10 protein-coding genes are annotated in these 14182 nt (G+C 30.4%); 7 read left to right on the top strand and 3 right to left on the bottom strand.

Annotation, left to right across the window (positions count from 1 at the left end):
• The first annotated feature begins 7 nt into the window (after window positions 1-7).
• From miaB to V4D31_RS04695, 7 genes are all read left to right on the top strand, one after another.
• Entirely contained in the window at window positions 8-1297 is a 1290-nt protein-coding gene (gene miaB / locus V4D31_RS04725) for a tRNA (N6-isopentenyl adenosine(37)-C2)-methylthiotransferase MiaB (protein ID WP_353685317.1), read from the top strand.
• Window positions 1294-2517: a tRNA (N(6)-L-threonylcarbamoyladenosine(37)-C(2))-methylthiotransferase MtaB gene (gene mtaB / locus V4D31_RS04720; RefSeq protein WP_353685316.1), complete on the top strand. Its 1224-nt coding sequence runs from the start codon at window positions 1294-1296 to the stop codon at window positions 2515-2517. The genes miaB and mtaB overlap by 4 nt, the downstream gene beginning before the upstream one ends.
• Window positions 2518-2798: 281 nt before the next feature.
• On the top strand, window positions 2799-4514 hold the full coding sequence (locus tag V4D31_RS04715; protein WP_353685315.1) for a proline--tRNA ligase: 1716 nt from the start codon (window positions 2799-2801) through the stop codon (window positions 4512-4514).
• On the top strand, window positions 4501-5436 hold the full coding sequence (locus V4D31_RS04710) for a Ppx/GppA family phosphatase (protein WP_353685314.1): 936 nt from the start codon (window positions 4501-4503) through the stop codon (window positions 5434-5436). Before V4D31_RS04715 ends, V4D31_RS04710 begins: the two co-directional genes overlap by 14 nt.
• Entirely contained in the window at window positions 5433-6179 is a 747-nt protein-coding gene (locus V4D31_RS04705; RefSeq protein WP_353685313.1) for a thiamine pyrophosphate-dependent enzyme, read from the top strand. The genes V4D31_RS04710 and V4D31_RS04705 overlap by 4 nt, the downstream gene beginning before the upstream one ends.
• Window positions 6164-6703 carry a 2-oxoacid:acceptor oxidoreductase family protein gene (locus tag V4D31_RS04700; RefSeq protein ID WP_353685312.1) on the top strand — a complete coding sequence of 180 codons (540 nt, stop codon included), beginning with the start codon at window positions 6164-6166 and terminating at the stop codon, window positions 6701-6703. Before V4D31_RS04705 ends, V4D31_RS04700 begins: the two co-directional genes overlap by 16 nt.
• Window positions 6693-7151, top strand: coding sequence for an N-acetyltransferase (locus tag V4D31_RS04695; protein WP_353685311.1), 459 nt, complete (start codon window positions 6693-6695; stop codon window positions 7149-7151). Before V4D31_RS04700 ends, V4D31_RS04695 begins: the two co-directional genes overlap by 11 nt.
• Here the strand turns inward: V4D31_RS04695 and V4D31_RS04690 are convergent.
• The 3 genes from V4D31_RS04690 to V4D31_RS04680 are packed head-to-tail and all read right to left on the bottom strand — an operon-like array spanning window position 7141 to window position 14114.
• Window positions 7141-7629, bottom strand: coding sequence for a hypothetical protein (locus V4D31_RS04690; protein ID WP_353685310.1), 489 nt, complete (start codon window positions 7627-7629; stop codon window positions 7141-7143). The two genes, V4D31_RS04695 and V4D31_RS04690, sit on opposite strands and share 11 nt — an antisense overlap.
• Window positions 7592-10228 carry an outer membrane protein assembly factor BamA gene (gene bamA, locus V4D31_RS04685; RefSeq protein WP_353685309.1) on the bottom strand — a complete coding sequence of 879 codons (2637 nt, stop codon included), beginning with the start codon at window positions 10226-10228 and terminating at the stop codon, window positions 7592-7594. The genes V4D31_RS04690 and bamA overlap by 38 nt, the downstream gene beginning before the upstream one ends.
• Window positions 10197-14114, bottom strand: coding sequence for a translocation/assembly module TamB domain-containing protein (locus V4D31_RS04680; RefSeq protein ID WP_353685308.1), 3918 nt, complete (start codon window positions 14112-14114; stop codon window positions 10197-10199). Before V4D31_RS04680 ends, bamA begins: the two co-directional genes overlap by 32 nt.
• Window positions 14115-14182 lie beyond the last annotated feature (68 nt).

Here is a 14182-nt window from a genome sequence, read left to right as displayed (position 1 = left end):
TAAAAACATGAAGGGTAGGGCAGTTTATATTAAAACTTTTGGATGTCAGATGAATGAACATGATACAGAAAGAATGCTTGGAATTCTGGAAGCAAAAGGATTCATTGAAGTGGAAGAACCCAGAAAAGCAGATATTATTATTTTTAATACCTGTGCAATAAGACAGAAAGCAGAACAGAAATTTTTAAGTAGTCTTGGAAGAGTTAAATATATTAAAAAGAGAAATCCTCAATTAAAAATTATTGTAGCAGGTTGTGTAGCTCAACTTCAGGGTGAAAAGCTTTTAAATAAAGCTCCATATATTGATTATATAATCGGTCCTGATAATATTCATATTCTTGAAAGTATTATTGAAGATCAATCTGAAAGAATATTTATACATGAAAATTCAAATGTAGTTAATGCTAAAATTCCTATAAAAAGAAAGCACTCTGTAAAAGCATGGGTAAATATAATTTATGGATGTAATAATTATTGTGCTTACTGTGTTGTTCCATATACCCGGGGTAGGGAAAGGAGCAGACCTGCAGAGGATATTATTAAAGAGATTGAGCTTCTTTCAGAACTTGGGTTTAAAGATGTCACCCTTCTTGGACAGAATGTAAATTCATATAAAGATGGTGATATTGATTTTCCAGCATTACTTGAAAAAGTTAATGAAATTAAAGGAATTGAAAGAATTCGTTTTGTTACTTCCCATCCCAAAGATTTATCAAGGAGACTTATTTATGCAATGAAAAATTGCGAAAAGGTATGTGAACACATTCATCTTCCTCTTCAGGCAGGTTCAGATAAAATTCTCAAACTTATGAACAGAAAATATACCTATGAAGAATATCTTGAAAAAATACACTGGCTTAGGGAAACAATCCAAAATATTTCAATTACTTCAGATATTATTGTTGGATTCCCTCAAGAAGAGAATGAAGATTTTGAAAAAACTCTTAATGCTTTAAAAGAAATTCAATTTGACGGTATATTTGCTTTTAAATTTTCTCCAAGACCTGGAACTTCTGCAACAAGGCTTGATGGACACATCTCAGAAGAAATCAAAGCTAATAGACTTACAGAGGTTTTAAGGCTTCAGGACGAGATAACTGAGAGAAAAAACAAAGCATTGGAAGGCACAATTCAAGAAGTTCTCATTGAAGATAGAGAAGGTGAATATTCAACAGGAAGAACAAGAACAAATAAAATAGTAAAAATTGCTTCTGATATTGCTTTAGGTAGTATTGTTGATATAAAAATTGTAAAGGCGCACAGACACTCCTTAGAAGGAGAACTTATCCAAAAATGAAGGTATGTTTTATTACATATGGATGCAAGGTTAATCAGGCAGAATCGCAGAGATGGGAAAAACGTTTAAGGCTTAGAGGTTATACTATTACAACTAATCCAGAAGAAGCAGAGATCTGGATTATAAATACCTGTGCAGTAACTCATAAGGCTGAGGTTCAATCAAGACAGATAATAAATAAAGCTAAAAAATTAGGTAAAAAGGCTTTTGTCACAGGTTGCTATGTAGAACTTTGCAGACCCAAAGAATTTGAAAATTTAAAGGTATTTTTAAATTCTGAAAAAGACAATATAATCAATAACCTAAAACCATTAGATAAAACTGAAACTTTAAATATTTTACGCCACAGAGCTATTGTTAAAATTCAGGATGGTTGTAATCAATATTGCAGTTATTGTATTGTGCCATATTTAAGGGGTAAACCAAGAAGTTATAGGTTTGAAGAAATTTTGAAAGAAATCAATGATTATACTGCAATGGGAATTAAAGAAATTGTTCTAAGCGGAATTAATATTGGACTATATGGGAAAGATTTAGAAAATAAAATGAGTTTAAACGGACTTCTTAAAATAATACTTAAGAAAACTTCCGGATTTAGAATAAGATTGAGTTCTATTGAAGTAAATCATATTGATGATGAATTTGTTGAAATAATCTCTGATCATAGAATTTGCAAACATCTCCATATTCCGCTTCAGCATGGAAGCGATAGAATTTTAAAACTAATGAATAGACCATATGATTCCACTCAATTTTGTGGCATAATAGAGAAAATTTTAAAAAAATATCCAAAGCTCTCTATTGGTACTGATATAATAGTTGGTTTTCCATCAGAAACTGAAGAAGACTTTAAAAAAACTTTAGAATTAATTGAAAAAACAGAATTTTCATATTTACATGTCTTTTCATACTCTAAGAGACCTTTTACAAAGGCTTCAACAATGTGTGAGGACATCCCTGACAATATTAAAAAAGAGAGAGCAAGCTACTTGATAGAAGTTGGCAAGAAGAAAAAATCAGAATATATTAAAAAATTTGTAGGTTCTAAACTTGAAGTAATTGTTGAAAACAAGAAAAATGGCTTTTTTTCAGCAACTTCTGATAATTATATTAAATGTTTTATTGACAGTAAAGAGTCTATCACAGGAAATATTTTAAGAGTCATTGTAAATTATGTTGACGAAGCACATGCCTTTGCAAGTCTAATTAACGATATATAATAACTAAAAAATCAGTTTGCCCAATTAATATTCAATTCAAGATTTTTCCATAAGATTTGTAATATTTTGCGATTTTCTCACAAAAATCTTAACAACTTTTAAACATTTTTTATCATTAAAATTATGTCTGATAATGTATATTATGTTAAATTTTTATATTTTTAATCCTTTCTATCAATCTCTTGAAATTTTAGGCAAATTCAAAAAATGCTACAATTATATGAAAATGTGCTATACTTAATTTACTAACAAGCAAGTTTTAATTTTATAGGAGGAAAGTGATGAGATATTCTAAATTATTTATTCCTACTATGAGAGAAATTCCTTCTGGAATTAATGCAATATCCCATATTTTAATGCTTAAAGCTGGATATGTAAGACAGCTTGCTGCAGGATTATTTATTTTTCTTCCGCTTGGATGGCGAGTTTTAAATAAAATAAATACGATTTTGAAAGAAGAGATGGAGAAAATTGGGGCACAAGAAATTTCGATGCCTATTCTTCATCCAGCTGAAATATGGCAACAGACAGGAAGATGGTATACCATAAAAGAAGAAATGTTCAGACTTAAAGATAGAACTGGTAGAGATATGTGTCTTGGTATGACTCATGAAGAAATTATGGCATGGATAGCTTCTAAAGAAATAAAATCTTATAGACAGTTACCACAAGTATGGTATCAGATTCAGACAAAATTAAGGGATGAAGCAAGACCTCGTGGGGGCGTTTTAAGAACAAGAGAATTCATCATGAAAGATAGTTATAGTTTTGATATTGACTGGGAGGGACTGGATAAAAATTATAAACTTCATGCAGAAGCTTATCACAGAATTTTTACAAGATGTGGTCTAAAATATTTTCAAGTTGAATCAGACCCTGGAATAATGGGAGATATGGAATCCCATGAGTTTATGGCTCCAACGCCCGCTGGTGAGGATGATATTGTTTTATGTGACCACTGTGGTTATGCAGCTAATATTGAAATTGCCAGGTCTCAGTTACCTACCCTGTCACCTTTAAACATGGAATATAAAGAAGCTCACACTCCTCAAAAAAAATCAGTAAAAGAGGTAGCGGAATTTTTAGGTTTAGATGAAAGATATTTTATCAAAACTCTTCTTGTTATATCTGAAAAAAATGGTCCTGTATTAGTTATGCTGAGAGGAGATCAAGAACTTAATGAAAAAAAACTTGCAAGAGTTATTGGAGAATTCAGCTTTGCCACGCCTGAACAGGCATTAGAAATACTTGGAGTGGAACTCGGATTTGTTGGACCAGTTGGACATAAAATCAAAAAAATTGCTGATTTTTCAATAGAAAAAGGAATTGCCTATGTTTCAGGTGCAAATAAAAAAGATTACCATCTTAAAGGAATTATTCCCGGAGAACACTTTGATGCTCAATGGACAGATATAAGAAAAGTTAAAGATAAAGATAAATGTCCAAAGTGTGGAAGCTCCTTAAGAATTGAAAAAGCAATTGAAGTAGGAAATATATTTAAACTCGGCACAAAATACACTGAACCACTGAATGCTTATTTCCTGGATAAAGATGGTAAAGAAAAGCCAATTATTATGGGAAGTTATGGAATAGGTCCTGCAAGAGTAGCTGCTGCTGCAATAGAACAAAATCACGATAATGACGGAATAATATGGCCTAAAAGTATAGCTCCTTTTGATATAGAAATTATTCCTCTTAATATGGCTGATGACAAAACTGTTAGCATAGCAGAGGAATTATATGAAAAAGTTACTGAAATTTACAATAGCTTTGCAGATAGACATATGGAAGTTTTAATTGATGACAGAGATGAACGTCCAGGAGTTAAATTTAAAGATGCTGATTTAATTGGGATACCAATTCAGGTGATAATTGGAGAAAAAGCACTCAAAGAAAATAAAGTTGAAATTAAAAAAAGAAGAACTAAAGAAACTAAAAAAGTTCCTGTAAATAAGGCTGTTGTAGAAATAGTTAATACTTATTATGAAACCTATTAAAAATATCGCAGTTATAGACATTGGAAGTAATACTTTAAGAATGTTAATAGGAAATATAAAGGCAGATAAAATTAATAAAATTTATACTGATAGAGTTGTAACGCGGCTTGGTAAAAATCTTACCGAAAATGGAGTTATTTTAGAAAAGGCAATAAAAACATCAATTATAGCTTTAAAAAATTTTAAAAAACTATTTGAAAAATTTAATGTTTCATGCGTTATTGCTGTTGGAACAAGCGCTTTAAGAGAGGCTAAAAATAGTGTGTATTTTTGCGAAAAAGTAAAGGAATTCACAGGTGTTCATGTTCATATAATTTCTGGAAAAGAAGAAGCCTATTATACATTGCGTGGAGTTATGGATGAGGAATTAAAAAAAGAGGATTCTGTTTTTATATTAGATATTGGTGGAGGAAGTTCAGAATGGATATACTGTGAAAATTCAAGATTTAATACAGGTTCTTTGCCAATAGGTGCATTAAAAATTAAAGAAAGATTTTTAAATAAAGACCCCTATTCTGAAGAATGTATACAGGAGGCTAAAAAATTTGTAAAAGAACAAATAAGAAAGGCTTTGCCAGAAACAAAAATTCAAAAAATTATTGCAACAGGAGGAACAGCTTCCAGTCTTGCTATGATTCACTTTGAATTATCTGAATATCAACCTGAAAAAATTCATATGAGCGAAATTGAGAAAACAAAACTTAAACAAATACTTGAAAAGTTATTATCTACTTCTTTACAAGAAAGGGAAAAAATCAAAGGAATGCCTCCGGATAGAGCAGACATCATATGTGCTGGTTTAATTATTTTAAAAGAGTTTGCTGACTATTTAAGAGCTGAAAAAATAATTGTAAGTGAAAATGGACTTCTTGAAGGTATAATGAAAAATTACAGGGATTTTTGCTATAATAACAAATTATGAAAAAGAAATTTACAAGGCCTGAATCTTTAAAAAATGTTCCATTTAGATACTGTCCTGGCTGTGGTCATAGTATTGCGCATAGGCTTATTGCCGAGGTTATTGATGAACTTAAAATAAGAGAAATAACAATTGGAATCGCTCCTGTTGGATGTGCTGTGTTTGCCTATGATTACTTTGATATAGATATGTTAGAAATCCCTCATGGAAGACCACCAGCAGCAGCAACAGGAATGAAAAGAGTATGTCCTGACAAAGTAATATTCGCGTATCAGGGAGATGGAGATCTTGCAGCAATTGGAACTGCTGAAATAATTCATGCTGCAAATCGTGGAGAAAATATAACCATATTTTTTATAAACAATGCAAATTATGGTATGACAGGTGGACAGATGGCTCCTACAACTCTGATTGGTCAAAGAACAACTACAACTCCATCAGGTAGAAAATCTGAATTAGCAGGTTATCCAATCCATGTATCAGAACTTCTCGCGGTGCTTGAGGGTTCAGCTTTTATTGCAAGAGGCTCTCTTGACAGTTACAAAAATATTGTTATAACTAAAAAATATATTGAGAAAGCTTTTAAATATCAGCTTGAAGGAAAAGGCTTTAGCCTTGTAGAAATGCTCTCCCCATGCCCTACTGACTGGGGAATGACTCCTGAAAAAGCCTTAAAGTGGCTCAGAGAAAGCATGATGAAAGAATTTAAATTAGGAGTAATTAAGGATAAATGGAACAACGCATAATAATAGCAGGTTCTGGTGGACAGGGAATTCTTTTTCTGGGCAAGGTAATTGCTCATGCTGCCATGAAAGAAAATAAAGAAGTAACATGGTTTCCCTCTTATGGCGCTGAAATGCGTGGAGGTACTGCTAATTGTATGGTTGTAATATCTGATGAACTTATAGGTTCCCCAATAGTTAAAAATGCTGATTATCTTATTGTATTAAATGAAGCTTCTTTTAATAAATTTTTAACCAGGGTATCTCAAGGTGGCTATCTTATTTATGATTCTTCAATAATAAAGAATTCAAAATGTCGTAATGACATCAATATTTATCCAGTTGAAGCTTCTCGAGAAGCCTCTTTGACAGGAAATCCTCGTCTTGCAAACATGATACTTCTTGGAGCTTTTATAAAGATATTCAAGACATTGAGTATAGAAAAAGTTCTTGAAACTATTGAAGAAATAATCCCTCCAAAAAGAAAAGAAATGATTGAGATTAACAAAAGTCTAATTTTAAGAGGTTTCTCCATCATTGAAAATTAGAAAAGCCGCTATATCTGATATCAAAAGAATTCACAAATTAATCAATGAGTTTGCAAAAAAAGGTGAGATGCTTCCTCGTTCTTTGAACGAATTGTATGAAAATATTAGAGATTTTTTTATTGCGGAAGAAAATAATGAAATTAAAGGTGTATGTGCATTGCATATATTATGGGAAGATCTTGCTGAAATAAGGTCTCTGGCAGTAAAAAAGGATTCACAGAAAAAAGGAATCGGAAGTCTTCTCGTTAAAAAATGTCTCAGTGAAGCTAAAAAGCTTGGAGTTAAAAAAGTTTTTGTTTTGACATATATACCTGAATTTTTTAAAAAAACAGGATTTAAAGAACTTGACAAATCCAAACTTCCTCAAAAAATATGGGGCGATTGCATTAGATGTCCAAAATTTCCTGAATGTGATGAAATTGCTCTTATTTATGAGTTCATGGAATAAAAATTATCTTAATTTCTGATATTTCTTTTAATTCTTCAATATGTTCTTTAAGTTTTTTATTTAACTCCTTTTCAAATAAATATTTTTCAATTTCGTTTCTCACAGAAATATATGGAATGTTTTTAAATTGAACTTTGTTCTGCTCATAGTATTCTCTTATTTCATTTTCCGGAATTATTATTGTTGATTTTATCTTTAAATCAATATAATTATTAATCAATTCTTCATCTTTGCCCTCAATAAAAAGCTCTTTTGCTTTTTTTAGAAGAAGAACTCTATTAATCATAGTATTTAAAATTTCTTCATTCTTAATCTGAGGAATTTTTTCTTTCATTTTAAGGGCTACACTTTCAAAATCTCTTAATGTTATTGCATAACTGTCTACATAAGCAACAACCCTATCTATAACTTCTGAAAATGCTACAGATGCATAAATTAAATTAAAAAGCGTGACCAATACTAAAATGAATTTCCCCATGTGATTCCCCTGGTTGTCTATTTAATTTATATCCATAATCTATTCTTAAGGGGCCAATCAGAGTTTTATATCTTAGTCCAACTCCTGTAGTATATTTGAGATTTGACACATCCACATCCCCTACCCTTTTCCATACATTGCCAAAATCGAGAAAATTAACTATAAAGAAGTTTTTACCAAGATATGTTCTAAATTCTACATTCCCCATTAAAAAGGCATTCCCACCTGTAGGCTGATTATTTTGTTTAGGACCCAATGTATTTTGAGCATAGCCTCTTACAGTATCTCTTCCTCCAAGAAAATATCTTTCAGAGATTGGCAGGTTCTCTGTTTTTCCATAAAGCCATGCCCACCCTCCCCTTAAAGAAGTTGCTAAAACAAGACCTTTTATTAATTCTGTGTATTTGTTTATATAAAAAGAAGATTTCATAAAGTTGAGCTCAGAACCTAAAAATTCATTGCTTAATTTTGATGTAACACCTGCGAGCCATCCTTTTGTTGGATCAAAAGGATTATCTCTGCTGTCATATATTAACGATGCTTTTATTCCACTTATAAATAATTTTCCAATGTCTTGATCGGAAATAATAACCTCAGGCATAACATCCCATGTTTTTGAATATGTTGCTTCATAAAGAAGTTCTGCCTTAAAAAACTCAGAAAATTTTTTCTCAAATCCAGCAGAAGCACTATATCTTTTTACTTTATAAATAATACTCTTCGTATCAATGTTTTTAAAATTTATTTTTTCAAAAAGCAATGATGATTTAAAAGTAAGGTCTTTCCATATCCAGGGATCAACATAAGTTATATAACTTCGTTTTTCTAAATTGTTTAGCTCAACTCTTGAAAATATCTGTTTGTTCATTCCAAATAAATTTATATAAGAAAGCTCTGCAAAAGCTTTTGCTTTTTCATATTCTCCAAATCCAAAACCAAATTCAAAGGCTCCAGCTGGAGCTTCTTCGAAATTGTAAATTAAATCTAAGGAGTCATCTTGAGGTTGAGGCTTTATATCTATCCGAGAAAAAAGTCCTGTCTTATAGAGAATTTGCCTTTCTTCTTCCAATGTGTAAGGATTATATGGTTGACTTTCTTTTGGTAGAAGTCTTTGATAAATAAATTTAGTTTTCGTTTTTTTATTACCTAAAACAATTGATTTGCCAAAATACTTTTTACTGCCCGGTTCAATTTTTAAGCTTACATACGCATCAGAGTTCTTTATTTCATAATTTCCCTCAATCCTGGCTTCTGAATACCCACTTTTTAAATAAATTTCCCTGATTTTTCTTTTCATTTCAAGAAAAGTTGTTTCATTAAAAGGAGAATTTATGTAAGTTTTAGCTATTTCCTCAGCTTCGGTTTTTAATAAATTATCTTTTACTTTTATTTCAATGTGTTTTATTTTAACCTGTTCGCCTTCCTGAACTTTAAATAAAATACTTACACTATTTTCTTCCTCTTGCAATTGAGGAGGAAAAACTTTGCAATTAAAATATCCTTTTATTTTAAAGTATTCTTCAATTCTTTGCTTATCGTTTTCTAATTCTTCAGGATTAAAAAAAGAACCTTCTTTATTTGCAAGAAGTTTTTCTATTTCCTCTCTGGGAAGCTTTGTCTGAATTTCAACTTTTTTTACAAATTTTCTATTTCCTTCATTTATAAAATATGTTATTTTCCATTCATTTTTTGCTTGTTCTAATAAAGAATAGACCCTTACCTCAATAAATCCCTTAGCTCTATAAAAGGTTATTAAACTATTTATACTGTCTTTTATAATGTTTTCATTAACCTGATCCTGAAAATGAGCCATTGCTATGCTTTTCAAATCCCTTTCACTTAAAGAATTAACTCCTTTGAATTCTAATTGTAATTTTTTCCCTTCTTTAATTGTTAATGTAAGCTCTCCATTTGTAAAGGAATATGAGATTTCAGAACCGATTAACCCCTGTTTTATAAAATATTTCTCTACTTTATTGATAAACTCTTCAAGTATTACTTTATCAAAAGGCTCTCCCACACTTAAAGAAAGGAAATTTTTAATATACTCGTCAAAAGTCCCTTTCCATTTTATACTTTTTATTTTCAATGGCTCGCCTTCTTTTATATAAATTGTTATATCAGCAAAGTTTTCAAAAACTTTTTTTTCTATATTAACCTGACAGTTTATAAATCCTCGTTTATTAAGTTCATTTTCAATGTTATGTTGGGTTTTTTTGCATTCTATTTCCTTCAATCTATCGCCTTTTTTAAAACTAAGCAATTTTTTAAAAAAACTTTCAGAAAAGTGTTCATTTCCTTTGATTTCTATTTTTTTTATCAGTGGCTTTTCTTGAACTGAGATTTTCATTATTCCCTGGTCATATTCAACAATTATATCATCAAAGACATCCTTTAAAAATAATCTTTTAATTCCTGTAGTTATTTCTTCCGGAGTAAAACTTTGATTTTCCTTTACTCCCATAAGATAAAGAAATTCTTCCTTCGAAAAAGATTTTAATCCTTCTATTTCTATTTTTTTGATATATTCCGCTGCATATGCAAAATTAAATAAAAGTATAAAAATACTAACGAAACTCAAAACGAAACTTGATCGCACCTGAAATCCCTCCAATTTCATCTTTTGTTCCAACAAGAGAGACACCCTTTTTAACTAAATATTCAATTTTTATTATTTGTTCCGCAGTTGCTCCAGCTTGAGTGGAATAAGTAACAATAAGTCTTCCATCCATTAATTTCTTTCCCACTGTAATTCTTGGAGCAATAGAACCTGTTGTTTTTGATATTCCTGTTTCAACTTTCATTATATCAAGGCCTGTAAGCCCTCTAACTCTTTCTTCAATCAGTTCTTGCATCTGTCCTGTAATGAATGAAGTAGCTTCTGATGCTCCTGGAATCCCCTTCCCTCCTCCATTTTGTCCCAATACTAACAGATTAAGTAATTCTGGCTCTGAAAGAGGAGGATTTGAACTCAGTATGAGGTTAAACTGGTCAATATATCCATTTAAATTAAGATTTATATTGTATTGAGAAACATTTGTTCTTGCTGAAATATTTAAATAAGGCCTTATTGAATTAGGATCGTTGAATTGAATAAGTGCTCTCATAATTTCAAATTTGCTACCTCTAAAATAAATCCATCCTTCTTTTGCATTTATCCATCCTATTAATGATGGTTCCTGTAAAGAACCTTTTAAAAGAAGATCGCTATTTAAATTCACTGTAGCAAGATTATTATTGATAAAGAAGTTATTGGTCTGGGCTCGTAAATTAAATTTCAAATTATTAAACCAGCTGTCTTTTGCTACAGTAGGTTTTGGAGAACTTGATTTAAGAGCCAGACGAGTCCAATCAAATCTTTCAGTATATACTCCTTTTTGAATGTTAATTTGGCCTGAAAGCAAAGGCTGAGAATATGCTCCTGTAAGGTAGACCTTTCCATCAAGATATGCCCAGCATCTTGGCGCAAATATCCATCTGACTGATGAAAATTTTCCAGAAAGTGCAAGTTGTTTTATTCCAAATTTTTCAAGATATACAGTTCCTTCCATCTCAATACTGCCTTCAGAAAATGTACCATAAGCTTTTTCTATAATCACTCTGTCTTCATTAAATGATAAAGTAGCATTTATATTGGATAATGAAGGAATATCTTTTTTTAAAGTAATTGATGCATTGCTTACATCAACTCCTCCAGCTATTTCAGGATTTTTTCTGCTTTCGTAAATGTAAACCTGCATTGATGCTTTTCCTCTTATGTCATCAACTTTAAATAAAGCTTTAAATGGTCTTAAATCAGAAGAACCTTCAATTAGAATATCAAAGTAGTCCACTATTTTGCCTTTGATTGTCAGCTCTGTAGATTGACCGATAAGAGTAAGTGGATTAAAATATACATTTCCTTTCTCAATTCTGACATTTAAAGGATTCTTATTATTCAGTCCTATTCCATAAAGTCTTGTAAATATGCGTTTTAAATCGATTTGTGCATCAAAATTTTTATCTATTATAGAACATTTAACCCTTCCATCGATTAAAATTACCAAGTCTTCTGGTAATTTATTGAAAAAAGCTGATATGAAAGGATCAACTCTTGCTGAAACAAAATCTCCTGCTATGTTCCACTGTTTTTTATTCGGAAAGCCTTCAAAGGTAAATAAAATATTGTTCATAAAATTAGATTTTACTGTAAGATAGTTTTGTTGATAATTAAGGTTTAACATACCGTTAATTTTTTTGCTATTTTTCAGTTTTATTGCAATAATTGTGTTTGCATTAATTAATGGATTTTTTATTGAGCCAAGAATTTGAAAATTAAAGTTGTTCAAATTAATTTTTTCTATATATTTCATGCCGATTTTTTTTGCATAATCAAGAGAAATCTCAGTTATATCAAAAGCCTTTGAAGTTGTTGTAATATTAACTTCTCCGTTAAATTTCAAATAGCCTGATGCATTTAATACATCTCCTTCATTATAAGCATTTAAATTTTTTATATAAATACAACTCTCTTTCAATGAAATTAATCCTGCTATTTTGTCAAAAATTTTATTTTTTCCTAAAAATAAAGGGCTAAAAACTACATTAGCTGTAATATTACCGCTGTCTTTTATAAAACCTTTTATATCCAGAGAAGTGTTGATCTCTTTGTTTAAGGCTTTTATATAGATATTTTTTAATGGCAATTTTGTTACTGAAAAGACAAGATCGTATACAGGATTTTTTATTTCAAAAAGATTTTTTGCATAAGGGAATAAAATTTTTCCTTTTAATAAAACTTCGTTTCCTGAAATTTCATTAATTAATAAGAGATTTTTTTTGTAGACTATGTTTCCTTTGATATTATCAAATACAACTATTTGTTCTGGAAGAGATTTATCTATCTGTTTTGTACAAATGCTTACTTTTTCTGAAGAAAAATCAATGGCTATTTCAGGATTTTCGGTAGTTCCATAGAGTTTTCCTTTAAAATTCAAGTTTCCATAAATCCCTTTTTGATAAGGAATTAAAAGTTCTTGAAGATCTCTACTGCTGCCGATAAAATCAAAATCAAGATTTTTATTATTAGTATCTATATAGCCATTTACCTTTGCGGTGCTGTTAGGTAAAGAAATCTCTAAGAAAGAAAATCTGTAAATTCCATCTATAGAGTCAAAATTTCCTTTTATCCATTCAATTTTTCCTCTTAAATCATCAGGTTTATTTCCTGTTTTTAAGTAAACAAATGAAGCTTTAGGAGAAAACTTCTCTCCTTCTGAAATTAACCAGCCTTTTACCGTTCCCTCTGCAATTCCCGGATTCCAGTGAATAAGGTCAAAAACTCCATTGCTCGATATGTTATTTACTTCAACAAAAACATAATGTTTTACCACTTTTGGAAGAGTTATCCACACATGAGCATGAGCAGAACCACCGTAAAGTTTTACTTTCCCTTTTTCGAACTCTAAAATTCCATCTTTATATACAGCTTGAGATTCTATTTTTTCTACTTTAACTCCAAGAATATCTCCTTTTTTTAAACTTACTTTGGCATTAATTTGAGGGTCTGAAATAGAGCCTTTAACTTCTCCCTGAGCTTCTGTAAGTCCTGTTAGTGTTTCAGAGACTTTCAGAATCTTCATTAACTCTTCAAGAAGGAAAGAAGCCTTAAATTGCAAATTAAGTTTAATCTTATCCTGCCATTTTTGACCTTCAATAAAACTTACCTTACCATTAATGTCAATTTCACCGTAACCATCTTTCAGTCCAAAAATTTTCATAAGAGATTTAAAAAATAGCTTTCCAGAAACGATAAATTCTCCTAAGAAATTGGTATAGTTTATCTGCCCTGAGCTTTTTAAAAGAGAATTTATATCAAAGAGTTTAAGTTCCTCTAAAATTATTTTCTTTTGCGTAATTCTCAAAGAAGCTTTTAACCTTGTTTCAATATTTGGATAATGAGATGAAAAAAGTTTTGTATGAGAAAGTATGGAAATTTTAGGTTCTGCTCGCAGAAAAACTCTTCCATAGAGTTCTTCCAGATATAGCTTTAAATCACTGTCATGAACTGCGCCATTAAGATTTTCTATTTCAAAAGAATTAAATTTCAGTTTTACTGGAAATTTTACTGGTTTTTTTAGGTAATTTGAAATGCTTTGTATGGCTTTGTTAAGACTTGAGTGTTTCATTGAGAAATTGGCTGAATATAGCACAGTTCTCCTTATATCTATTTCTTTATTAAAAATATGTGTTAATCCTATGTAAAGCTTTACTCTCTTAAGCTTTAAAAAATCATTTTCTGAATTAAATACAACAACATTTTTAAGCTCAATATAAAGGGGTATCAGGTGGAAATAAGCTTTATCAATTGATACTTCCATCCCAACTATATCTCTAAGCTCATTGATAATTGGTTTTATAACAATTGAAGAAATATCAATTTTGCCAATAAAGACAAATATCAGAAAAATTAAAACAATAGCTAAAATTAAAATCTTTTTTTTCAAACCATAACCTCCGTTATAATCTTTCATTCTATATTTGTTTTAATCTGTAGGTCAACTAAATGTTATAC

The sequence above is a fragment of the Thermodesulfovibrio sp. 3462-1 genome (genome assembly GCF_040451425.1).
Lineage (GTDB): Bacteria > Nitrospirota > Thermodesulfovibrionia > Thermodesulfovibrionales > Thermodesulfovibrionaceae > Thermodesulfovibrio > Thermodesulfovibrio obliviosus.
The sequence above is the reverse complement of the archived record's forward strand: the minus strand, read 5'-3'. Positions and strand labels throughout refer to the sequence as shown.

What these genes read in the sequence shown, in the direction of transcription:
- miaB (WP_353685317.1), top strand. Translation starts at nt 8, where the DNA reads ATGAAGGGTAGGGCAGTTTATATTAAAACTTTTGGATGTCAGATGAAT.
- mtaB (WP_353685316.1), top strand. Translation starts at nt 1,294, where the DNA reads ATGAAGGTATGTTTTATTACATATGGATGCAAGGTTAATCAGGCAGAA.
- V4D31_RS04715 (WP_353685315.1), top strand. Translation starts at nt 2,799, where the DNA reads ATGAGATATTCTAAATTATTTATTCCTACTATGAGAGAAATTCCTTCT.
- V4D31_RS04710 (WP_353685314.1), top strand. Translation starts at nt 4,501, where the DNA reads ATGAAACCTATTAAAAATATCGCAGTTATAGACATTGGAAGTAATACT.
- V4D31_RS04705 (WP_353685313.1), top strand. Translation starts at nt 5,433, where the DNA reads ATGAAAAAGAAATTTACAAGGCCTGAATCTTTAAAAAATGTTCCATTT.
- V4D31_RS04700 (WP_353685312.1), top strand. Translation starts at nt 6,164, where the DNA reads ATGGAACAACGCATAATAATAGCAGGTTCTGGTGGACAGGGAATTCTT.
- V4D31_RS04690 (WP_353685310.1), bottom strand. Translation starts at nt 7,629, where the DNA reads ATGGGGAAATTCATTTTAGTATTGGTCACGCTTTTTAATTTAATTTAT.